Raw genomic sequence first — 22,321 nt, forward strand, 5'->3', positions numbered from 1 at the left:
TTGCCTGCTCCGGCGGCCGGGCATCCTCCCGCCGCCGGGGCAAGCCCCGCGCCCGGTGACCGGAACTGAAACTCGTTACGATGCCGTTATCGCAGTTCCGGCAGGGAGGGTTGTTGTGTCTCGTCATGACACGGATAGTTCCGAAAACGAAGTACTCACCGACGGCGCACCGCTGCACGTCGAATTGACCGATACCGATCGCCGCGTGATCGATCTGCTCACCGCGCCGCAGCGCGCCTGGTTCAGCCCGCGCTTCTACGGCCTGGACAATCTGCCCGCCGAGGGGCCGGTGCTACTGGTCGGCAATCACACCCTGGCCGGCGGCACCGACGCGCCGCTGCTGGCGCACGAGATTCTGGTGCAGCGCGATCGGCTGGTGCGGGGACTGGCCGAGAACGTGCTCATCGATGTCCCGGTGCTGCGAGATGCGTTGCACCGCTTGGGAATCGTGCGCGGGAACCGGCACAACTGCCAGACCCTGCTGCGCAAGGGCGAGGCCGTGGCGGTGTTCCCCGGGGGCGGGCGCGAGGCCATGCGCGGCAAGGGGCAGAAGTATCAGCTGATCTGGGAGGGGCGGACCGGGTTCGCGCGAATGGCGATCGAGACCGGGGCGACCATCGTGCCCATGGCCATGGTGGGCGGCGACGACATCTTCGACATCGTCTTCGACGGCGACCATCCGGTCATGGCTCCGGTCAAGCGCCTGGTGGTCGGCATGGGCCTGCGCGCCAACCTGACCCCGCCGCTGATCCGCGGCGTCGGCCCCACCCTGCTGCCCAAGCCGGAGCGCTTCTACTACTCCCTCGGCACGCCCATCGACACCGCGGCCTGGCAGGACTTCGAGGATGTCGAAGAGGCCGCGAGCGAATTGCAGACCGTGGTGAAGAAGGAACTCGAAGGCGAACTGGACTTCCTGCTCGCCGAGCGCGCCAAGGATCGCGGGCGCAGCCTGCTCGGCCGCACGCTGGGCTTCCTGGGGCTCTGACGTCACGGTAACGTTCACCCGGGTTCATCCGGTCCGCACCGCGGCATATCCGCAGTCTGCCGCAGTTCGGACCGGTTTCCCGGGGTCGGAAGTTAACAGGGATTCGACTTCCGGGTACTGTATTGAGCACAGGCGATGTGCCGATGTGGTCACTCATGGAGGTTGGCGTGGAACGCACCCTTTTCGAACCCGAACACGATTTGTTCCGGGAGTCGTTCCGAAAGTTTCTGGATCAGCACGTGGCGCCCCACCACGAGGAGTGGGAGCAGGCCGGCGTCGTCGACCGGTCGGTCTGGCTCGAGGCCGGTAAGCAGGGCTTCCTCGGCATGGCCGTGCCGGAGGAACTCGGCGGCGGTGGCGTGAAGGACTTCCGCTACAACGCGATCGTGACCGAGGAGGTCACCAAGGGCTTCTACTCGGGCCTGGGTTTCGGCCTGCACAACGATGTCATCGCGCCGTACCTGCTGGATCTGGCCAACGATGAGCAGAAGGCGCGCTGGCTGCCCGGCTTCTGCTCCGGCGAGATCATCACCGCGATCGCCATGACCGAGCCGGGCACCGGTTCGGACCTGCAGGGCATCAAGACCCGCGCGGTCCGCGACGGCGACGACTGGATTCTCAACGGCGCCAAGACCTTCATCACCAACGGCATCAATGCCGACATTGTCATCGTGGTGGCGCAGACCGATCCCGAGAAGGGCGCGATGGGCTTCTCGCTGCTCGTCGTGGAGCGCGGCATGCCCGGTTTCGAGCGCGGCCGCAATCTCGACAAGATCGGCCTCAAGGCGCAGGACACCGCCGAGCTGTCCTTCACCGACGTCCGGGTGCCCGGCAAGAACCTGCTCGGCACCGAGGGCCAGGGCTTCATCCACCTCATGCAGAACCTCCCGCAGGAGCGCCTGTCCATCGCCGTCATGGCCGCCGCCGCCATGGAGAGCTGCCTGGACCTGACCTGCCAGTACGTCCGCGACCGCAAGGCGTTCGGCAAGCCCATCGGCGCCCTGCAGAACACCCGCTTCGTGCTCGCCGAACTCGCCACCAAGACCACCGCGGTCCGCGTCTTCGTCGACAAGTGCATCGAATTGCTCAATGCCGAAAAGCTTTCCGTCGAAGACGCCGCCAAAGCCAAGTGGTGGAGCACCGAGGAACAGCTCGACCTCATCAACCGCTGCCTGCAACTGCACGGCGGCTACGGCTACATGCGCGAATACCCGATCGCCAAGGCGTACATGGACGCCCGCATCCAGACCATCTACGGCGGCACCACCGAAATCATGAAGGAAATCATCGGCCGCAGCCTGAAACTGTCCTGATCTCCGCACTTTTCGAGGCGGCGTCCATCCGGGCGCCGCCTCGAAGTGTTTTACATTCCTGTGTAATTGCTTAGCCACGTTCACGTTTGAGCTGCTTGCTCGGTAGCATGTGCTCGCGAAGGAACGGGGGCGTGATCGTGGGGACCAGGGAAGAGCTCGAGCGGGCGGCGATCGATGGGGATGCCGTGGCGATGTACGAGTTCGCCTACCATCTGGCGACGTCGAGTCCGCCCGATGTGGCGGGGGCGCGGCAGTGGTATGAGAAGGCGGCCGCGGCCGGGCACGTGAATTCGATGAACAATCGCGGCGTGCTCGCCATCAATGAGAATCCGCCGGATGTGGCGGGGGCGCGGCGGTGGTACGAGCAGGGGGCGGTCGGCGGCGATTCGCTGGCGATGTTCAATCTGGCCGGGCTGCTGGCGGATCGGGTCGATCCGCCGGAAATTCCGGCCGCGCGATACTGGTATGAGCGGGCCGCGGAAGCGGGGTACGCGGAAAGCTACTTCAAGCTCGCGTATCTGCTGGCCGTACGTTCCGATCCGCCCGATTACCACCGGGCCAAGGGGTGGTACGAGAAGGCGGCCGAAGCGGGAAGCAAGGTCGCGCTGCACAATCTCGGTCTGCTGCACGTGTATTCGCTCGAACCGCGGGATCGGGCGGCCGCGCGGCGCTGGTTCGAGCGCTCCGCGGCGGCCGGGGACGCCGACTCGGCCTACGAACTCGGCCTCCTGGACGAGGACGACGGAGACCGTGCGGCCGCGGTGCTCCGATACGAGGAGGCCGCGGCGGCCGGTGTCGGATTCGCGATGAACAATCTCGGCCGGATGATCGAGGCCGAGCTGGGGACGGCGCCGAATGTGCCGGCGGCGCGTGAGTGGTACGAGCGCGCCGTCGTGTTCGGGAGCAATAACGCGAAGATCAATCTCGCGAGATTGCGCGGCATCGAAGAACTTCCGGTGCGGCCCGAGGTCCCGCGGCTGGTGGATGCCGCGCGGATCGGCTGGGCGGGCGCACCGCCGGCGGCCGATACCACGACCCCGGTGGGGACGGCGCTGGCCGCACTGTTCGACGATGCGCCCTACCGGCGCAACCCTTTCCGGCTCGCCGGCCTGTCCGCCGACGCCGATGCCCGGCAGCTGCGCAAGCGGACCACCGAGCTCGAAGCCAGTGAACGGCTGGGCGCGCCGCCCACCTTCCGGGTGTCGCTGCCGGTGACGCCCGCCCCGGAGATCGCCGATGTGAAGGCCGCGCTCAACCAGCTGCGGGAACCGGTGCAACGGCTGCTGCACGAGCTGCTGTGGGTGTGGCCGATCGACGCCACCGATGCCGCCCTGTTCGCGGGCAACGACCTCGACGGCGTGGAGCGGCACTGGCTGGAACTGTTGTACGGCAAGGGAACCGACGCCGGTATCGCCGCGCACAATATCGCGGTGGTGCGGCACATACGCGCGCTCGAGGGCTCGCGCGGGGCGGTGCCGGAGACCTGGCTGGACGCGCTGACCGCGTGGGACGCCGCATTGAACCATCCGGCCGTCTGGAGCCGATTGCTCGCTCGCGGAACCGATATCGACGATCGCCGCCTCGGCGCGCCGGTGATCGGCCAGCTGCGCCGCGCCCTGCCCGCCGCACTGCTGCGCCCGCACACCGACGCCATCGTGCGCGCCGCCCGAGCCGGCGATATCGACACCGCCGAAATCCATCTGCTCGTGCTGGATCGCTTCGCCGAACAGCTGCGCGGCTATCCGAGCGCCTTCACCGCCGCCCAGGTCGGCGAGGCCCGCGCGGCCGCCGTGCGCACCCTGGCGGTCTGGGTGAAAGAGATTGCCGCCGAAGAGTTCTCGGTGGTGGCGAAGGATCCTAAGCAGGGATCGGCCGCGGCGAATCGCATGCTGGACCGCACCCGCATCGCCTTCCAGGTAATCGACCGCCTGGTCCCGTGGACCGATCCGGTGGCGGCGGGCGCACACGACGATATCGTCCCGTCCGCGCTCGGCTGCGATATCCGGCATTTCAACGAGACCAAGGATGTGGCCGCCACCGAGGCGCTGCTGCAGCGCCTCGGCCCGCTCGCCACCACCCCGGCCACCCGCGACCGGCTGACCCGGGAATGGTCAGGCATGGCGGGCGCGCGCATCGAAAAGCTCTGTGACGCAGCGCAAGAGCTGAGCGACCGGGACGCCCGGCAGTCCCTGACGGCGGCGCGCGAGTTGCTGTCCAAGGCGCAGGTGCCCCTCTCGCGCCTGCGCGCGGCCGGGACCGAGGCCGAGCGGCTCGCCAAATTCCAGGACATCGTGGCCCGCGTCGCCACCAACTGCGCGGTGGCCTATTTCAACGAGACCGGCGAACTGGATCCCACCGGCGCGGTGCTGACCGATACCGCCGCGCTGGCGGTGGGCCAGGAGGCCAAGGACTTCATCGGCAAGCAGCAGACCACGCTCGCCGGTATCCGCCGCGACCGCGAGGCCGCCACCCGGATGCGCGAAACCTGCTGGTTCTGCGGCAGTAACCGGGCCGCGGAGGGCCAGCACAAGGCGGTCCCGATGTACGGCGAGGTGGTGCGCACCGGCAATCACACGCAATGGAAGTCGATGACCATCGACGTGCCGCGCTGCGCCGGCTGCCGGCAGACGCAACTGCCGAGCGAGGAAGCGCGGTCCAAATCCGATGGCGCGGCGGTGTTCTGCCTGATTGCCGGTTTGATCTCGCTGTTCATCGGATTCGCGGTGCACGCGGTGTTCGTGGTCACGGCACTGTGCGTCGTCGGCCTGATCGCGTTCGGCATGAACGCGTCCATGAAGAACGAAGAGGGCCACGAACAGGCGCTGCGTTTCCCGCCGGTGGTCGAATACCTGGACAAGGGCTGGAAATACGGGCAGCGGCCCTGACCGGCCGAGGAGGGGACAAGGGCATGGACAAGGATTTCCGGCCGGTTCTGGCAGAACTGGCGACCGGCGTGTGGCGGCTGCGCGGCAAGCTCGACGGCGCGCGCCCGGACGAGGATGTGCGCAAGCTGCTGAGATCGGTGGCGCGGCAATTGGATTCGATGACGGACGCGCTCGCCGACGCGGGCGTGCAGGTGCAGTCGCACACCGGTGAATTCTTCGACGCCGGGCAGTCGGTGGAGGTGATCGCCTTCGAGGCTTCCGCGGCGGTGCAGCGCGAGACGGTCGCCGAGACCGTCACCCCCACCGTGTACGTGGACGACCGCATGGTGCAGATGGGGCAGATCATCGTGGCCACGCCCGCCGATTCGACGGTGGCGCAGGAACTTTCGGAAGGACGTTGATGGGCCGGGCGACGGTTGACTTCGGTATCGATCTGGGCACCACCAACAGCGCCGTGGCGGTGCTGCGTGGCGTCGACGCCGAGGTGATCAAGAACAACGAGGATGCCGATACCACCCCCTCGGCGGTGTGGATCGACAAGCGCGACCGCCTGCGGGTGGGCCGGGCGGCCAAGGAGCGCGGCGAATCCGATCCGGACAACACCGCCGCCGAGTTCAAACTGCGTATGGGCACCGCGGGGGAGTCGGTCCGATTCGCCGCCGCCGGACGCGAACTCACCCCGCAACAGCTGTCGGCGGAGGTGCTGAAGTCCTTGCGCGCGGATGTGCAGCAGCGCCTGGGTGAGGAGATCGAAGCCGCGGTGGTGACCGTCCCGGCCGCCTTCGACATGAGCGCCTGCGATGCCACCCGCGCCGCCGCCCAGGCCGCCGGACTGCGCTTCTCGCCGCTGTTGCAGGAGCCGACCGCCGCCGCCCTGGCCTACGGTTTCCAATCGGCCGGCGACAACGAGCGCTGGCTGGTGTACGACTTCGGCGGCGGCACCTTCGACGCCGCCATCATCCAGTTGCGCGACGGTGAGTTCACGGTGCTCAACCATCGCGGCGACAACTATCTGGGCGGCAAGCTCATCGACTGGGCGATCGTGGACGAGCTGCTGATTCCGGCCGCCCGCACCGAATTCGGGCTGCCGGATCTGTCCCGGGGCAATCCGCGCTGGCATGCGGTGGTGAGCAAGCTCAAGCTCAATGCCGAGAAGGCGAAGGTCGCGCTGTCGCGGTCGGCGTCGGCGGATATCGAGATCGAGCTCGAGGACGAGAGCGGGCAGCGGTTCGAGTTCTACTACGAGCTGAAGCGCGCCGATGTGGAGCGGCTGACCGAACCGCTGCTCACCCGCTCGGTGAACCTGTGCCGCAAGGCGCTCGACGAGGCGCATCTCGCGCCCGGCGATATCGGCAAGCTCATCCTGGTCGGCGGGCCCACCCTGTCGCCGACCTTGCGCGAGCATCTCGCGGATCCGGCGCGCGGGCTGGGCATTCCGCTCGACTTCAGCCAGGACCCGCTGACCGTGGTCGCGCGCGGTGCGGCCATTTTCGCTGGTACGCAACGGATTCCGCAGGATTCCGCACCGGTGGCCGCGCCCGGCGGGTTCACCGTGCAATTGGAATACCAGCCGGTCGGACCCGACCGGGAACCCCTGGTGGTCGGCCGGATCGCGGGCGCCGACGCCACCGTCCCCGCCGGCCTGAGCGTCGAACTGGTCAATGCCGCCGCCCGCCCGCCGTGGCGCAGCGGCAAGGTGCCGGTCGCCGACACCGGCGTCTTCGCCACCACCCTGTGGGCGGATACCGGGCGCGCCAACACCTTCGACATCGAACTCACCGACGCCTCCGGCCTGCGCCGCGCGCTCACCCCCGACACGCTGACCTATACCGTCGGCGCGGTCGAGACCAATCCGCCGCTCATCCACACCATCAGCGTCGGGCTGTCGGACAACACCACCGTCCCGCTCATCGAGCGCAATACCCCGCTGCCCACCCGGGCGCGCAAACGCCTGCGCACCGCGGTGCCGCTGAACCGGGGCGCCACCCGCGCGGGTGTCATCCGGATCCCGGTGCTGGAGGGCGAATACGCGCGCGCCGACCGCAATCGCACCATCGGCCGCCTCGACATCACCGCCGACCAGATCGAGCGCAATGTACCGGCGGGCAGCGAGATCGAGGTGACGGTGGAGATCGACGCCTCCCGGCTGATGATCGCCCGCGCCTACCTGCCCTACCTGGACGCCGAATTCGAGGACGTCATCGACCTGCACACCGAAACCCGCCCGGACGCCGCCGAATTGCGCAAACTGGCCGCGGTCGAGGCGGAACGGCTGGCGGCGGTGCGCAAACGGCACGCCGAGGTCGGCAATCCCACGTCGGAACTGCTGTTGTTCCGGCTGGAACAGGAGAAGACGGTCGCCGACACCGAACAGCTGATCGCCGCCGCGGCCACCGACCCGGATGCCGCGGTGGCCGCCGATCAGCGGCTGCGGGATCTGCGCGCCACCATCGACGAGGCCGAGGACGAACTGCTGTGGCCGAGCCTGGTGGCCAAGGCGAACGAGATGCTCGATTACATTCGCCGCCGGGTGGACCGGATCGGCGAGGAGATGTACCGGCTGGAACTCGACCAGCACGAGGTCTCGGTGCGCAGCGCCATCGAGGCGCACGAACCGGATCTGCTGCGCCAGCGCACCTCCGAACTGTCCGGGCTGCTGCGGCGGATCCTGGACTACACCGGTGAGCTGGAGGTGATCATCTTCGACAGCCTCTGCGAGCACCGGCACGCCATGGTGGACATCGTCGCGGCCGACGCGCTGATCGCGGACGGACGGGACGCCGCCGCGAACTACGACTACAGCCGGCTGCGCGGGATCAATACCCGGTTGCGGCAGCTGCTCTCGGAGCTGCCGCCCGAGCCGGATCCGTTCAGCACCATCCGGAAGGCCTAGCGCGCATTGAACTCCGGCCCCTCGTCGTCCGTGGATGGGGAGGAGGGGGACCGCAGGAGGACACCATGCGCACCACGCCCGAATCCCGCCGCACGCTATCCGGCTGGCTGCTCGCATTTCTGCTGTTGCTGGCGACCGTCGCGTGCGGCGGTTCCGGTGGCGGCGACAGCACCGAGACCAGCGCCGCGGCCGGGGCCGTGCAGATCGTCATGAGCGGCAACAAGTTCCAGGTGCCCGCCACCGTCGCCCCGGGCGCGACGGTGACCCTGGTGAACAAGGACAAGGTGGAGCACAGCGTCACCTCCACCCAGTCCGGGCTGTTCGACGTCGAAGTCGAAGGCGGCGAGACGAAGACGTTCGCCGTGCCCGCCACGGCCGGCAGCTACGCCATCTACTGCCGCTACCACTCGGGCATGACCGGGACGCTGGTGGTCGGCTAGCCGACGGGTTTCGGACCGATCCCGGAGTGACCCTTGCCACAGTTGGTACGTCGGCGTACCGTGAGGGCGGTACATAGGGGTACCAGGCTGGGAGTGGCTGATGACCACAGTGAAATTGCCCGCGGGACCGTCGACGCCGGGAATCGTTCAGGCCGTGGAGATTCTCGCGGGCCGGACGCGGGCGTGGCGGCGACTGCATCGGAAATACGGGTCCGCGTTCATGATCCGGATGCCGCGGTTCGGGCCGACGGTGGTGATCTCCGAACCGTCCGAGGTGCGCACGCTGTTCACCGCGAGCAGCGACCTGGCCGACAATATCGACGTCAATCTCGGCCAATTCCTCGGTCCGGGTTCGCTTTTCGCGCTGCGCGCCGACGAGCACAAGAAGGAACGCAAGCTGCTCGCCCCGCCGTTCCACGGGCGGCGGCTGGCGGTATACGAAGAGCTCATCGAGGCGGAAGCCGTCCGGGAAATGGCGGCCTGGCCGTCCGGGCGCGAATTCGCGACCATGGATTCGATGATGCGGATCACCCTGAACGTGATCCTGCGCGCCGTATTCGGCGCCGAGGGAACCGAATTCGAGCAATTGCGGACGCTGCTGCCGAAACTGGTGTTGATCGGGTCGGCGCTGGCGGCCATTCCGGTGCCGCGGCGATTCCTCGGGCGGTACGGGCCGTGGGGACGGTTCGCGGAGTACCGGCGGCAGTACGACGAGATCGTGGCGGGCCTGATCGCGCGCGGCGCGGCCGATCCCGCGCTGAGCGAACGGCACGACATCCTCGCCATGCTGTTGCAGGCGCGCTACGACGACGGTTCGGCCATGACGCGACAGGAGGTCGCCGACGAACTGCTGACCCTGCTGACCGCCGGGCACGAGACCACCGCCACCTCGCTGGCCTGGACCGTCGAGCGGCTGCGGCGGCATCCCGAGCTGCTGAATCGGCTGGTCGCGGAAGCCGATTCGGGCGGGTCGGCGCTGCGCGAGGCCACCCTGCTGGAAGTGCAGCGGGTGCGGCCGGTGATCGATTCGACGCTGCGCAAGGTGCGCGCCGAGACCATGCAGCTCGGCCGGTGGACGCTGCCGCGCGGGCAGCACGTGATGGTCAGCATCCGGCTCATGCACGACAACGAGGAACTGTTCCCGAACGCGCAGGCCTTCGACCCGGATCGGTTCGTCGGGGCGCGGCCCGGGACGTTCAGCTGGATTCCGTTCGGCGGCGGTGCGCGGCGCTGCATCGGGGCGTCGTTCGCGACCATGGAGATGAACATCGTCCTGCGCACGCTGCTACGGGATTTCACCCTCGAGCCCACCGACGCGCCGGACGAACGCGTCCACTTCCGGGGCGTGGCCCTGGTGCCCGCCAAGAAGGGCCGCGCGGTGGTGTACCGCCGCGCCCCGAAACCCCTGGTGGACAGCGAGACTCGCGCCGAGGAAGTGAACGCATGAGCAACGACCGCTTCGCCGACGTCGGCCGGGGCATCACCCTGGCCTACGAACAACTCGGCGACGACAACGGCATCCCGCTGCTGCTCATCGCCGGACTCGGGCAGCAGCGTCACGAATGGCACGACGGCCTGGTGCGGCTGCTCACCGGCCGCGGCTACCAGGTCGTCCGCTTCGACAATCGCGATGTGGGCGCGTCCACCCACGCTACCTTCCGGCCGCCGGGCGGACTGGATCTGCTGCGGAAGCGCTGGCATCCGGAGCAATACGATCTCGGCGCGCTGGCCGATGACGCCACCGGACTGCTCGACGCGCTCGGCTGGGACTCCGCGCACCTGGTCGGCATGTCCATGGGCGGCATGATCGGCCAGACCGTCGCCGCCCGGCAACCGCACCGGGTGCGGTCGCTGACCTCGATCTTCTCCACCAGCGGCGCCGCCCGGGTCGGCCGTCCGGCACTGTCCACCTGGCTGCGCATGGTCGCCAAACCGTCCAGCACCCGCGAACAGCACCTGGACGCGGCCGTGCGCATGTACCGCCATATCGGTTCCGCCGGTTACCCGTTCGACGAAGCCCTGGTGCGCGCCGTCGCGGGCGAGACCTGGGATCGCGACCCGCGCCCGTCACCCGGCGTGGGCCGCCAGCTCGCGGGCATCCTGAAATCCGGCGACCGGACTCGCGAACTGCGCACCATCACCGCGCCTACCCTGGTCCTGCACGGTGACCGTGATCGAATGGTCAACCCGACCGGTGGGGCCGTCACCGCCCAGGCCGTTCCGGGTGCGCGGCTGCACACCCTGCCCGGTATGGGGCACGATCTGCCGGCCGCGCTGTGGCCCACGCTCGCCGAACTCGTCGACACCCACATCCGCACCGCCGAATCCAGGAGCACCGATGCCCCGAACCTCTAGGCCCCTGTCCGGACGCCCGGTAATGATCACCGGGGCGGCCTCCGGCATCGGGCGCGGTCTCGCCCAACTGCTTTCGCGCCGGGGCTCGCCGGTGGCCATCGCCGATATCGACGCCGACGGGCTCAAGCAGACCGCGGCCACGCTGAGCGGCCCGGTGCTGACCCGCGTGCTCGATGTGCGCGATGCCGCCGATCAGCTCGCCTTCGCCGGCGAGGTGCGGGAATGGCTGACCGCGCCCTTGGCGGCGGTGTTCAACAATGCCGGCGTCGCGCTCGGCTCCTCGGTCGCCGATGCGCTGCCGGAGGACGACGAGTGGCTGCGGCAGATCAACTTCGACGGCGTGGTCAACGGGACCCGGGCCTTCCTGCCGATACTGCTCGAGCAGGACAGCGGGGCCATCGTGAACACCTCCAGCGTGTACGGGCTGGCCGGGATGCCGTACCAGAGCGCCTACTGCGCTGCGAAATTCGCGGTGCGCGGCTTCACCGAGGCGCTACGGCACGAACTGCGCGGGACCGGGGTGTCGGCGGTGACCGTGCACCCGGGCGGCATCACCACCAATATCGCGCGCAGTGCCCGGATCCGGACCGACCCGGAGGGGCTGGGCCGCACCAAGGACCAGCTGGCCGACGAATTCGAGGCCATGACCATGACCTCGCCGGAGAAAGCGGCCGAAATCATCTGCGGCGGAGTCGAAAAGGGCAAAGCCCGGATTCTGGTCGGGCCCGACGCCCACCTGTTCGACATCCTCACCCGGGTGACCCCCACCCACTACTACGACGTGCTCGGCTTCGTCATGGCGCGGGCACGGGGCCGGGCGGCGAAGGGAGCCGGGAAGTGACCGAACACGTGGACGTGGTGATCGTCGGCGCCGGACTCTCGGGCATCGGGGCGGCGCATCACCTGCAGGACGCGTTCCCCCAGCGCAGCTACGCCATCCTCGAAGCCCGCGAAACCAGCGGCGGCACTTGGGATCTGTTCCGCTACCCGGGCGTGCGCTCGGACTCCGATATGCACACCCTCGGCTATCGATTCCGGCCGTGGGTGGCAGCCGAAGCCATCGCGGACGGGCCCGCGATTCTCGGCTACATACGCGATACCGCCGCCGACGCGGGCATCGACAAGCGAATCCGATACGGGCACAAGGTGATCCGGGCATCCTGGTCGAGCGCGGACGCACGCTGGACGGTGGAGTTCGAGCACGGCGGCGTGCGCTCACAGCTCACCTGCTCGTTCCTGTACGTGTGCAGCGGCTACTACCGGTACGACCGCGGCTTCACCCCCGAATTCGACGGAATCGAGGATTTCCGTGGGCAACTCGTGCATCCGCAGCAGTGGCCCGAAGACCTCGACTACGCCGGGAAACGGGTGGTGGTGATCGGCAGCGGGGCCACCGCGGTCACGCTGGTACCGGCCATGGCCGAAAAGGCCGCGCGGGTCACCATGTTGCAGCGGTCCCCGACCTACATCATGTCGCTGCCCTCGGTGGACGCCGTAGCGACCCGGCTGCGGGAGCTGCTCGGCCCGCGCCGCGCCTACGCGATCACCCGGTGGAAGAACGTCGCCGTCGGCACCCTCATCTATCAGCTCAGCCAGCGGCGACCGGCCATGATGCGCAAGTTCATTCGCGGTCAGACGGTCAAGCAGCTGCCGGCCGGATACGACGTGGACACCCACTTCAATCCCGTCTACGACCCGTGGGATCAGCGGCTGTGCCTGGTGCCGGACGCGGACCTGTTCAAGGCCATCCGGGCGGGCAAGGCGGATGTGGTCACCGATCGCATCGAGAAGTTCACGCCCACCGGGCTGCGGCTGGAATCGGGCGCCGAACTCGCGGCCGACATCGTGGTGACCGCGACCGGACTCGACATGCTCGCCTTCGGCGGTATGACCCTCGAAGTCGACGGCCGCACCGTCGAACTGCCCGAGACCATGGCCTACAAGGGCATGATGCTCAGCGGCGTCCCGAATTTCGCCTTCACCATCGGCTACACCAATGCCTCCTGGACGCTGAAGGCCGATCTGGTCGCCGAATTCGTCTGCCGCATGCTGCGCCATCTGGATCGCAACGGCTACAGCCACTTCACGCCCTGGCCCGACCCCGCCGTCACGCCCGCGCCGCTGATGGACTTCCAGGCCGGATACGTGCTGCGCGCCATCGACCGCTTCCCGAAGGCCGGATCGCGGGCCCCGTGGCGGCTGGGCATGAACTACGCGCAAGACGTGCTCACCCTGCGGCACGGCCGGATCGAGGACGGCACCGTCCGGTTCGCACACCGGACCGCGGTCCCGGAAAGGGAGAAACTACCCTGGTCGTCGTGACCCGAGCCGAGCCGATCAGCAACGCCGTCGCCGAATCCGCTTTCCGGCGGCGGCTGTTGGAAGGCATGGCCGAGGCGGTGCGCGAACGCGGCTACAAGGACGCCACGGTCGCCGACGTGGTGCGGGCCGCCCGCACCTCGCGGCGCACCTTCTACGAGCACTTCGCCGACAAGCAGGCCTGTTTCATCGCACTGCTGGGCGAACGCAACGGTGACACGGTGCGCGAGATCTACGCCGCGGTGGATCCGTCCGCGCCCTGGCGCACCCAGATCCAGCAGGCGGTGCAGGCGTGGATCGGGGCGTCCAAACAGGACACCTCGATCACCCTGGCCTGGATTCGCGACACCCCGGCGCTGGGGGAGCGGGCCAGCCAGCTGCATCACGAAGCCGCCGACGCGTTCATCGACCTGATCCAGAACCTCACCGCCACACCGGCTTTCCACTCCGCCGGACTGCATCCGCCGACCCGGCAGATGGCGACCATCCTCTACGGCGGGTTCCGGGAACTGATCGCCTCCACCGTGGAGGCGGGGCGCGATATCGACGAGATCATCCCCGTCGCGGTGGAAACCGCCATCGCGCTGGTCGGGCCGCGCCCGGAATAGCCCTCACCCCGCCGACGCGGTGAGCAGGTCGATGGTCAGCTCGAAGGCCGCGTCCACCCGCTCCCGGTCGCCCGTGGTGAGTAGATCCAATTGCAGCCCGCGCACCTGGGCGAGCACGAAAGTCGCGGTGCTGGAAACGGATTCGGCGGGCCAGCCGTAACGCTCCAGCTCGGTCTCGATGAGCGTGAGCCAATCGGTGGCCAGCCGGGCCAGCGGACCGGCGGGGGTGTGGGCGCCGGCCGCGACCAGTTCGAACAGCACCAGGAACTGGCGTTGCTCACGCGGCTGGCACAGCAGCCGCCAGGCGGCGCGCAGCAGCTCCTGGGCGGATTCGGCGGTGCGGATCTCCGGGGTGAACAGGCGGCGCTCGAAATCGACGCGAATGTTCTCCAGCACCTCGGCGATGAGCGCGTCCCGGGTCGCGAAATGCCGGATCAGGGTGGCGTGGCTGACGCCCAGCGCCTGCGCGACCGGGCGCAGCGAGAAATCCCGCACCCCGTTCTCGAGCACGTATTCGGTAGCGGCGGCGAGCAATTCGGGGCGGCGATGCTGGAACCGCAGCCTGCGGCCGTCGATTCTGGTTTCGGGATTCGCCGCCGGTTCCGGGGTCACGGGTGGAAGCCTAGTGGGATCGGGGTGCGCGGCGAAATTTTCCGTTCCAAACGGTTACGTAACCGATCGGTACGGCTATCGTGGTCGGTGCGGGAGCAACGGGAACCCGCGCGTGAGGAGACGACGATGAGGTACGACGAGTACCGCGCCCACGATGCCGTCGGACTGGCCGGATTGGTCGCCCGCGGCGAGGCGCACCCCACCGAACTCTTGCAGGCGGCCCTGGACCGGCACGCCCAGGTCGGGCCGGCCATCAATGCGGTGAGCCTGCTCATGGACCAGGTCGGCAAGGAACTCGCCGATCGCCCGGAGCGGTCCGGGGCGTTCGCGGGCGTGCCGTTCCTGATCAAGGACCTGGTGCAGGACTACGCCGGATACCCGACCTCGGCGGGAACCGGTCCGCTGCGGCGCATTCCGGCCGAACGGCACAGCGTGGTGGTGCGGCGGTGGCTGGACGCGGGGCTGGTGGTGTTCGGCAAGACGGCGACCCCGGAATTCGGCAGCAAGGGCATCACCGAGACCCGGACCTTCGGGGCCACCCGGAATCCGTGGGATCTGGGGCGCACGCCGGGCGGGTCGTCCGGTGGTTCGGCGGCGGCGGTCGCGGCCGGCATCGTGCCGGTGGCGGGCGCCAGCGACGGCGGCGGGTCGATCCGGATCCCGGCCGCGCACACCGGACTGTTCGGGCTCAAGCCCGGGCGCGGCCTGGTCTCCAGCGGGCCGGTGCTGGGTGATCCGCTGTTCGGGGCGGCGTCGGAGGGCGTGCTGTCGCGGTCGGTGCGCGATACCGCCCGCATGCTCGACATTCTCGCGGTGCCGGACGCGGCCGCGCCGTTCCATATCGAGCGGCCCGAGCGGCCCTACTTCGATGCGGTCAGCGATGCGCCGCGCCGGCTGCGGATCGGGTTCAGCCACGACTCCCCGCTGGGCACACCGGTGCACGCGGAAGCCGTTCGCGCCGTGGAGAATACGGCCGCACTGCTCGAATCCCTCGGGCACCGGGTCGAATCCGCGACGCCGCAGCTCGACGGCAAGCAGATGGCCACGGACTTCATGACGGTGTGGACCGCCGTGGCCGCCGCGGAACTGGCCGAAGCCTGCCGCCGGACCGGGGCGCGGCCGGGCGAATTCGATGTCGATACCCAGGTGCTCGCGGCGGTCGGCCGGGCGGTGTCCGCGCCCGCGCTGGTCGAAGCGCAGGCGCGCTGGAATGTGTACACGCGGGCGCTGGCGGAGTTCCACGAACGGTTCGACCTATTGCTGACCCCGACCTTGGCCGAGCCGCCCTTGCTGATCGGGCAGAACCGGACGCCCGCGGCGCTGGAACGGGCGCTGCCGCCGCTGCTCAAGCTCGGAGCCGGAAACGTGTTGCCGCGCACCGACTTCTATCGCGAGCTGGTGACCGCGAATCTGGCGGCGGTTCCGTTCACGCAGCTGGCCAATATCACCGGGCGGCCCGCCATGAGCGTCCCGACGCATTGGACGGCCATGGATCTGCCGCTGGGGACCCAGTTCGTCGGACCGCCGGGGAGCGAATACCTGCTGCTGCAATTGGCGGCCGAGCTGGAAACGGCGGTGCCGTGGGCGGATCGGCAGCCGCCGGTCACCCGGCGCTGAACGGCGCGCCGTATTCGAGGTAGCCGGGCGCGTCCTGCCCGGCCGCCCGGAACGCCTCGCGCAATCGGCGCGCCAGGCGGGGGATCACATAGTCGCCGACCTGCTCGATCGGCACCCAGGCCCAGCCGTCCAATTCGCTGGCCTGCAGCACGATTTCGCGTTCGTCCGCGAGTTCGATGGTCCCGCAATCGAAGACGTAGAGGATCTTGTCGCCGTCGGCGTCGCTGGGCGCCCAGTCGTGGACCAGCAGGCGGCGCGGCGGCCGGTCCAGGCCGAGTTCCTCGCGGAGTTCGCGCCGGCAAGCGGCGGAGGGGGATTCGCCGCGATCCACGCCGCCGCCGGGGATGTCCCAGCCGTTGCCGTAGGTCTTGTGGACCAGGAAGACGTCGCGGCCCCGGGTGAACAGGGCCCCGGCGGCCAGGCGGGCGCGGGCTGGGTCATCGGTCATGGGCTGATTCTCATCGAGCCGGGACCGGTTCGGCCATTTCCGCCACGGGGTTTCGGTGGCGACGGTGCTGACGGTAGGCGTAGCCGCCGAGGGCGGCCAGCACGACCAGCTCCAGCAATGGGGATATACCGGCCACGACCGGGATCGGGAGCAGGAAGACGAGGGCCGCGCGCACAGCCGACTCGGCGGTGAGGACCGCGCCCCACAGTGTGGTCCGCTGCCGGTGGGTCTGAATTTCCCCGGGGGACAGGGTTTCCGCGCCGTGCAGGCGCTGGGCGAGATAGGCCGTGACCGGCACGGCCGTGCGCGTGCTGGCCAGGAAGATCAGGCCGGTGATCGCGCTGATGGCGGGGTCGCGCAGCAGCACCAGGCGCGGATCGTGGGTGGCGAGTGCCATGGCCAGCATGAGGGCGTACGTGACGATCATGGTGAGCGCCACGGCATCCAGCTGCCGGGTGCGGAGGGTGCCGACGGCCAGCCAGCAGGTCGCCACCGTCGCGGCGGTGATCAATGCGCGGACCACGCCGAAACCGGCGGCCTGGGTGAGGTAGAAGGCGGCGGGGGAGACGCCGAGATCCAGTGCGAGCCAGAGGAACCGGAGTCCTCGGCGGGGGACGGGGAGCAGCATGATCGGCTCGGATCGAGGTCGGGGACCGGTCGGATCGGGTCCGTTGAAATTCAAGCTACCATACGAACGTATGAGGGATTAAGGTGTGAATATCTGAAGGTGCTATACGAACGTATTAGGAGCGATCGTGTTCAGGTTATTGGAACTGCTGGGCCTGTGCGCCCCGCTCGCGGGCGCCGGACTCGCCGTCTACTACCGCCGCCGGCTCGCCACGGCCTTCCCGTTCGCCCTCGGCGCTTCGCTACTGGCCCTCATCGCCTCCGGCATCGCCCTCGCCGCCGACCGGCTGCGCTGGTTCGGCGGCGACGCGGAGGGCATCGTCGAACACATGGAACTGGGTGCGGGACTGCGCAATCTGTTCCTGATCGGCGCCTGGGCGCTGCTGCTCGTCGCCATCGCGCGCACGCGGGGTGCGGAGGTTCGGCGATGAGCGCCCTGTTTCCCGCCACCGAGGCCGTGGTCGTCGTGCTCGCGGTGGGTACCGCCGCGTTCGGATTTCGTCTGGCGCGGCGGCATCGGACCGCTGGGTATTGCACTGCCGCGGGCGCGTTCGTGTGGCTGCTGGCCGAGGGGCTGCACTGGGTTCAGGGGGTCGTGATCGCGCCCCGGGTGGCGGGGGAGGAGCACGGGTTCCCGCGGGTGCTAGTGACGATGCTGGGCGAGGCGGTGTATTTCGGACTGGGTGGTCTGGGCATACTGCTGTTGTTCTTCGCCGCCGTGGCCGACCGGCCCGCCCGCGACGACGAACGTCCCGAACCGACCGCCTTGGCGCAGCGACTGATCGGCGCGGCCTGGCGTTACTACTCCAGCCAGAGGGGCCGACATGCGCGATAGCCGCACCGCCGCCGACAGCACCGACCGGCGCGCGCAGCTGCTGGACCGGCTGGCCGACGCCATTGCCGAAGGCGGGATCGAGGGGGTGAGCATCCGGGATCTGGCGCAGCGGGCGGGGGTGTCCATCGGGACCGTCCAGTACTACTTCTCCACCAAGACCGATCTGCTCACGGCCGCTTGGTATCACGTGCGCGATCAGGCGCTCGAACGGTTCCATCAATCCGGGATCGGGGAGCTGGAACCGCGCGAACAACTGCTCGGCGTCACCGAGCTGCTGCTCACGCCGACCCCGGAACATCGGCTCTCGCGGATGTGGCTGGCGCTGGTGGCGCGGGCCGCCCACGATCCGGGAATCGCCGCCCTGCATCGCGAGCAGTGGGCCGATACCGCCGGGCTGCTGGCGCGCCTGCTCGCCGCCGCCAATCCGGCGCGCGCCGGTGAATCCGCCGATGCCGCAACCGAACTGCTGGGGCTGCTCGACGGTCTCTCCATCGCCGTCCTCACCGAACCCGATCGGGTGTCGCCCGAACGCGGCCGGCGTATCGCCCGCGCCTGGGTGCGGCGCTGGCTGGCGTGAGGACGGTTCAGGTCAGGGCGGGCCGCAGCAGGGTCACGGCGGCCGTGAGCGCGGATTCGGCATCGGCCCAAGAGGTTTCGACCGGCTGGGTGGTGAGGATGACGACGGCGTAATGCAGCGGGCGGTCGTCGGCGGGTGCTACCAGGCCCGTGGTGGCCAAAGTGAGCGAGTCGTCGAGATACATCCAGCCCTGTTTGACGGCCCACGGATGGCCGGACAGCGCACTCGGGATGCCGAAGTACTGGTCGGTGCCGTCGGCCGAGATCTCCTCGGTGTCGCGCAGCGCCGTGAGGATGAGATCGCGTGCCGGCGCCGGGACCCGGGTGGTCAGATAGGTCAGCATCGCCACCACATCCCTTGGCGTGGTGAGGGTTTCGCCCCACTGATCGAGATCGTCGGGCGGCACCGTGCCCGGCAGTCCGATCAGCGTCGTCATGCGGGTGATGATGGCCTCGCGCCCGCCCTCGTCCCAGAGCGCGTCGGCGATATCGTCGTCACTGGTGGCCAACATGGCGGTGAGCAGCTCGGCCGCACTCGAATCTGGTTGCCAGTCAGCGCGTTTCAGTGCGTCCAGGGCGATGAGCACCTTCACCACCGAAGCCGTGTAGAACTGGCTGCCCGCGTTCACGGTCGCGATCACCGTGCCGGTCGCGATATCGACCACGTCGATCCCGGCGGTGGTGCCGGGGGCGATGGTCTCGATCGCCTCTTGCATGCGCCGCGCCAATTCGGCCGCCGCCGGCGCGGCCGGGGCAATGGTTGCCGGAGGTTTGATCAAGAGCGGAACCGGTCCGGTCGGGTTGTTTCCCGTCGCGGCGGCCCTGGCCGCCAGTAGCGCCACGATAGCGGCGGCCGCCAGCCACAGCCACCGCATACGCGCCGATCCCGGCCCCTTCTCCTGCATGTGTCAACTATCACCGGGCTCGCCGCCGCGTGGTATGCCCTGCGGTTGCCTCGCCGGTCTCGATTCGGTGTCGGCCCGGCTCGATTCATCGTGTGCGATCTACCATCGCGATAGGTCGGGGTTCGTCCGATGGAGGCCCCAGATGCAGATGAATTCTGAGTTTCTCCGGAACACGCTCGCCAGGTGTGTGCTCCCGCTCGCGCTCGGCGCAATATTCCTATCCCTACCGGTCGCCATGCCCGCCGCGCAGGCCGACGCCGACTACGGCGGCGGGTGCGTGCTCTACTCCGGCAATCGCGCCGCGACCATCGACTCACTACGTTTCCGCTGCTCGAATGCCCAGCAGGACAGTATCTTCCGCGATGCCCCGCGCGGTGCGGTGCCCATGGGCGTCAAGGACGGGTGGGTGGCGCGGGGCGATGTGAAGCCCATCGCCCCGGCACTGTGGATCGGCAAGACCTTCTACACCGGACCCGACGGCGGGTACCTGCTGAACCGGTTGACGCCGGCCGGTATCGAGGCGATACAGGCCAACGTCTATCCCGGGGCGGCGGTGCTGGACGGCGGCCCGACCTGGGCCATCGACTACGCGCCGTCACCGGTCCCGCAGGTCTACGACGAGATCCGCGAGGTCACGCCCGGCGTCTGGTTCGGGTACTCCTGGTGGCGGGAAGGCGGGGGCATCTCCCAGACCCTGATGTTCATCCTCGCCTGATCAGACCAACCGGCCGCCACCGTCCACGTGGAGGGTGGCGCCGGTCAGGAACGGGTTGGTAAGGGCCAAGAGTGCGGCCGCGGAGACATCAGCGGTGCCGCCGACCCGGCGGGCGGGATTGCGGGCCGCGACGCCTTCGAAGAACGCGGCCTTGCCCGGGCCGTCCCACGCGCCGGAATCGATGATGCCGGGGGACAGCGCGTTCACGCGCAATGGCGCCAGTTCCACCGCCAGGGCTTCGGCCAGGGTCGCGGCGGCGGCATTGGTGGCGGCCATGACCGAGCGGCCCGGGGCAGGCCGCCAGGCGGCGACGCCGGAGAACAGCAGGATCGAACCGCCGGGCCGGAAGCGCGGGGCGAAATGCTTGGCGAGCAGGATGGGGCCGATCACCTTGGCGTCGAAGGCGCGATGGACGGCGTCGCGATCGAGTTCGGTGACCGGGCCGTTGGCATGATCGGCGGCCAGGGAGACGAGGTGATCGAGTTCGCCGACGCGCTCGGCCAGGGCGCGGATCGAATCCTCGTCGGTCAGGTCCACTTCCGGGCGGCCGACCGAAATAACCTGTGCCCCTGATTCTTTCGCGTCCTGCTCGATCTGCCGGGCAATGCCGGAGCCCGCGCCGATGATCAGGACCTTCTGGTTCTGCAAAGTTGTCATGACACGCTCAGCGTTCCCGGCCGCCCGTCTCATCCCATCGCGATGCGAATGTTTTCGATGCAATCCATAGAATCAGCGAATGCCTACCTTGCGTGCGCTGGAATGCCTGGTCGCCGTCCTGGACGCCGGTTCGATCACCGAAGCCGCGGCGGCGCTGCACCTCTCACAGCCCGCGCTGTCGCATCAATTGGCGGCGCTCGAGAAGGAAATCGGCGCGCCCGTGGTGGAACGCCTGCCGCGCGGCGTACGCGCCACCCCGGTCGGCCGGGCGATCGAAGCCGATGCCCGGGCCGCGCTGGCCGCCGCCGATCGCGTCGTCGGCACCGGCAAAGCCACCGCCCGGGGCGCTGGAGGTCAACTGCGCGTGGCCTGTGCGGAGAGCTTGACGGCCGGTCTGCTCGCCCCTGTCCTGCGCACCTGGATCCGCCGAAATCCACTGGTGCGCTTGCATATCGCCGAAGCGACCAGTGCCGACGAATTGGCAGCGCTGGTGGAATCGAATGACGCGGACGTGGCGATCTGCCCGCGCCCCACACGCTGGACCGGGGCGGAGGAGCTCATCGGAACCGAAGAAATCGTCGCCGTATTCGCTCCCGGACACCCACTCGCCGACCGCCCCCGGCTCACAGTCGCCGACCTGACCGGCGAACCGCTCGTCCACTACCACCCCGGCAACGGCCTCGCCGCCTGGCTCGACACCGAATTGGCCCGCGGCGGCCACACCCCGAGAATCGCCATGCGCACCCGCCAGGCCGTCACCGCCGCCCAGCTCGCCGCGGCGGGCGTCGCCCCCGCCCTGGTCCCGGCCACCGCCATCCCCAGCGGGCTGTCAGCCGCCCTGTCCCGCCTCACCCCGCCCCTCGAACGAGACCTGGTGTGCCTGCTCGGCAATCCGAGCGACCCCCTGGTGCGCCGATTCACGGCCGATATCGCCAAACGCGGCGTGCCTGTACCGGCCTCGATCACCGCGAAGCTCGACAGATAACCGGCCCACAGATCCGCCTGCCCAGCATCCTGACGAAGACGGGCGCGCTCGGCATCCCGGAGTGGCCGCACGCCCCGCGCCGGAATGACGAAGGAGGGGTTTCGGCAGGGAGATTGCCCGGTGTCCGGGTGCCCGGTAGCTACCTACGCGGCGGAGCTGGCGACCTTGCGGGCCGTCGTGATCATGGGCACCTGGAGCGGCAGGCGGAGGAGGGCGCCGGCCTTGAGGGGCAGCGGGCGGTCGCTGGCCAGCCAGTCCCGGGCCATCTGAACATTGCCGGGGAAAACCGCGATGAGCAGCAGGACCGCCAGGCGGGCGCCCAGGCGGCGGGTGCGCGGCACCGCTACCAGCGCGCCGATGCCGAGCTCGGCCACGCCCGAGACGTAGGTGTAGGTGCGGGGTTCGCCGGGGAGCTCCGGCGGGATCAGGGCGTCGTAGAACTTCGGCGCGGCGAAATGCGTCGCGCCCGCGCCGAGTAGGGCGGCGGCGAGCAGGAAGGCCCGGCCGCGGCCGGACTGAGTAGCGGTGGTCGTCATGGTCGCAGCT

The 22,321-nt window shown here is 69.2% G+C and carries 23 protein-coding genes; 17 read left to right on the top strand and 6 right to left on the bottom strand.

The window, feature by feature from the left end; genetic code table 11:
* The first annotated feature begins 115 nt into the window (after positions 1 to 115).
* The 11 genes from NY1_RS00925 (at position 116) to NY1_RS00975 (ending at position 13,798) form a co-directional block, all read left to right on the top strand.
* Entirely contained in the window at positions 116 to 985 is an 870-nt protein-coding gene (locus tag NY1_RS00925) for a lysophospholipid acyltransferase family protein (RefSeq protein WP_084534500.1), read from the top strand.
* Between the two features lie 167 nt (positions 986 to 1,152).
* Positions 1,153 to 2,298, top strand: coding sequence for an acyl-CoA dehydrogenase family protein (locus tag NY1_RS00930; protein WP_067707757.1), 1,146 nt, complete (start codon positions 1,153 to 1,155; stop codon positions 2,296 to 2,298).
* Positions 2,299 to 2,429: 131 nt separating this feature from the next.
* Positions 2,430 to 5,183 (top strand): tetratricopeptide repeat protein, encoded by a 2,754-nt coding sequence (locus tag NY1_RS00935; RefSeq protein ID WP_067706712.1) that lies wholly within the window; start codon positions 2,430 to 2,432, stop codon positions 5,181 to 5,183.
* Between the two features lie 23 nt (positions 5,184 to 5,206).
* A complete protein-coding gene (locus NY1_RS00940) occupies positions 5,207 to 5,584 on the top strand; it encodes a hypothetical protein (protein ID WP_067706714.1) in 378 nt (125 codons plus the stop codon).
* Positions 5,584 to 8,076: an Hsp70 family protein gene (locus tag NY1_RS00945; RefSeq protein ID WP_067706717.1), complete on the top strand. Its 2,493-nt coding sequence runs from the start codon at positions 5,584 to 5,586 to the stop codon at positions 8,074 to 8,076. The genes NY1_RS00940 and NY1_RS00945 overlap by 1 nt, the downstream gene beginning before the upstream one ends.
* 65 nt (positions 8,077 to 8,141) lie before the next feature.
* On the top strand, positions 8,142 to 8,516 hold the full coding sequence (locus NY1_RS00950; protein WP_067706720.1) for a cupredoxin domain-containing protein: 375 nt from the start codon (positions 8,142 to 8,144) through the stop codon (positions 8,514 to 8,516).
* A 100-nt stretch (positions 8,517 to 8,616) separates the two neighbouring features.
* Positions 8,617 to 9,963, top strand: coding sequence for a cytochrome P450 (locus NY1_RS00955; protein WP_067706723.1), 1,347 nt, complete (start codon positions 8,617 to 8,619; stop codon positions 9,961 to 9,963).
* Positions 9,960 to 10,871, top strand: a complete 912-nt coding sequence (locus tag NY1_RS00960) for an alpha/beta fold hydrolase (protein WP_067706727.1) — start codon at positions 9,960 to 9,962, stop codon at positions 10,869 to 10,871. The genes NY1_RS00955 and NY1_RS00960 overlap by 4 nt, the downstream gene beginning before the upstream one ends.
* Positions 10,855 to 11,712, top strand: coding sequence for an SDR family NAD(P)-dependent oxidoreductase (locus tag NY1_RS00965; RefSeq protein ID WP_067706731.1), 858 nt, complete (start codon positions 10,855 to 10,857; stop codon positions 11,710 to 11,712). Before NY1_RS00960 ends, NY1_RS00965 begins: the two co-directional genes overlap by 17 nt.
* Positions 11,709 to 13,193 carry a flavin-containing monooxygenase gene (locus NY1_RS00970; protein ID WP_067706734.1) on the top strand — a complete coding sequence of 495 codons (1,485 nt, stop codon included), beginning with the start codon at positions 11,709 to 11,711 and terminating at the stop codon, positions 13,191 to 13,193. Before NY1_RS00965 ends, NY1_RS00970 begins: the two co-directional genes overlap by 4 nt.
* On the top strand, positions 13,190 to 13,798 hold the full coding sequence (locus tag NY1_RS00975; RefSeq protein WP_067706737.1) for a TetR/AcrR family transcriptional regulator: 609 nt from the start codon (positions 13,190 to 13,192) through the stop codon (positions 13,796 to 13,798). The genes NY1_RS00970 and NY1_RS00975 overlap by 4 nt, the downstream gene beginning before the upstream one ends.
* A gap of 3 nt (positions 13,799 to 13,801) precedes the next feature.
* On the opposite strand, the gene NY1_RS00980 is transcribed toward NY1_RS00975, so the two are convergent.
* Positions 13,802 to 14,410 carry a TetR/AcrR family transcriptional regulator gene (locus NY1_RS00980; RefSeq protein ID WP_233038051.1) on the bottom strand — a complete coding sequence of 203 codons (609 nt, stop codon included), beginning with the start codon at positions 14,408 to 14,410 and terminating at the stop codon, positions 13,802 to 13,804.
* Between the two features lie 126 nt (positions 14,411 to 14,536).
* Between NY1_RS00980 and NY1_RS00985 the strand changes: the two genes are divergently transcribed.
* Positions 14,537 to 16,027 (top strand): amidase, encoded by a 1,491-nt coding sequence (locus tag NY1_RS00985; protein ID WP_067706740.1) that lies wholly within the window; start codon positions 14,537 to 14,539, stop codon positions 16,025 to 16,027.
* Here NY1_RS00985 and NY1_RS00990 read toward each other — a convergent pair.
* Both NY1_RS00990 and NY1_RS00995 read right to left on the bottom strand, forming a co-directional pair.
* Positions 16,014 to 16,475 carry an NUDIX domain-containing protein gene (locus tag NY1_RS00990; RefSeq protein ID WP_067706743.1) on the bottom strand — a complete coding sequence of 154 codons (462 nt, stop codon included), beginning with the start codon at positions 16,473 to 16,475 and terminating at the stop codon, positions 16,014 to 16,016. The genes NY1_RS00985 and NY1_RS00990 overlap by 14 nt on opposite strands.
* 10 nt (positions 16,476 to 16,485) lie before the next feature.
* Positions 16,486 to 17,103 carry a VC0807 family protein gene (locus tag NY1_RS00995; RefSeq protein ID WP_067706747.1) on the bottom strand — a complete coding sequence of 206 codons (618 nt, stop codon included), beginning with the start codon at positions 17,101 to 17,103 and terminating at the stop codon, positions 16,486 to 16,488.
* A gap of 127 nt (positions 17,104 to 17,230) precedes the next feature.
* Here NY1_RS00995 and NY1_RS01000 point away from each other — a divergent pair, with 127 nt between their 5' ends.
* From NY1_RS01000 to NY1_RS01010, 3 genes are read left to right on the top strand one after another with little or no spacing between them, the layout of a single operon-like run.
* Positions 17,231 to 17,533 (top strand): hypothetical protein, encoded by a 303-nt coding sequence (locus tag NY1_RS01000; RefSeq protein WP_157575174.1) that lies wholly within the window; start codon positions 17,231 to 17,233, stop codon positions 17,531 to 17,533.
* Positions 17,530 to 17,937 carry a hypothetical protein gene (locus tag NY1_RS01005; protein ID WP_067706753.1) on the top strand — a complete coding sequence of 136 codons (408 nt, stop codon included), beginning with the start codon at positions 17,530 to 17,532 and terminating at the stop codon, positions 17,935 to 17,937. Before NY1_RS01000 ends, NY1_RS01005 begins: the two co-directional genes overlap by 4 nt.
* A complete protein-coding gene (locus NY1_RS01010; RefSeq protein WP_084534502.1) occupies positions 17,927 to 18,514 on the top strand; it encodes a TetR/AcrR family transcriptional regulator in 588 nt (195 codons plus the stop codon). The genes NY1_RS01005 and NY1_RS01010 overlap by 11 nt, the downstream gene beginning before the upstream one ends.
* Positions 18,515 to 18,521: 7 nt before the next feature.
* On the opposite strand, the gene NY1_RS01015 is transcribed toward NY1_RS01010, so the two are convergent.
* Complete coding sequence (locus NY1_RS01015; protein WP_084534503.1) at positions 18,522 to 19,418, bottom strand: serine hydrolase; 897 nt, start codon at positions 19,416 to 19,418, stop codon at positions 18,522 to 18,524.
* A 142-nt stretch (positions 19,419 to 19,560) separates the two neighbouring features.
* Between NY1_RS01015 and NY1_RS01020 the strand changes: the two genes are divergently transcribed.
* Entirely contained in the window at positions 19,561 to 20,133 is a 573-nt protein-coding gene (locus tag NY1_RS01020) for a hypothetical protein (protein WP_067706758.1), read from the top strand.
* Here the strand turns inward: NY1_RS01020 and NY1_RS01025 are convergent, their stop codons facing one another.
* The gene (locus tag NY1_RS01025; protein ID WP_067707763.1) at positions 20,134 to 20,790 is read right to left on the bottom strand and encodes an SDR family oxidoreductase; all 657 of its coding nucleotides are present in this window, start codon (positions 20,788 to 20,790) and stop codon (positions 20,134 to 20,136) included.
* A 79-nt stretch (positions 20,791 to 20,869) separates the two neighbouring features.
* Between NY1_RS01025 and NY1_RS01030 the strand changes: the two genes are divergently transcribed.
* On the top strand, positions 20,870 to 21,775 hold the full coding sequence (locus NY1_RS01030) for a LysR family transcriptional regulator (RefSeq protein ID WP_067706761.1): 906 nt from the start codon (positions 20,870 to 20,872) through the stop codon (positions 21,773 to 21,775).
* A gap of 143 nt (positions 21,776 to 21,918) precedes the next feature.
* On the opposite strand, the gene NY1_RS01035 is transcribed toward NY1_RS01030, so the two are convergent.
* The gene (locus tag NY1_RS01035; RefSeq protein ID WP_067706763.1) at positions 21,919 to 22,311 is read right to left on the bottom strand and encodes a DoxX family protein; all 393 of its coding nucleotides are present in this window, start codon (positions 22,309 to 22,311) and stop codon (positions 21,919 to 21,921) included.
* Positions 22,312 to 22,321: the final 10 nt, after the last annotated feature.

The organism is Nocardia yamanashiensis NBRC 100130 (assembly GCF_001613325.1).
GTDB lineage: Bacteria > Actinomycetota > Actinomycetes > Mycobacteriales > Mycobacteriaceae > Nocardia > Nocardia yamanashiensis.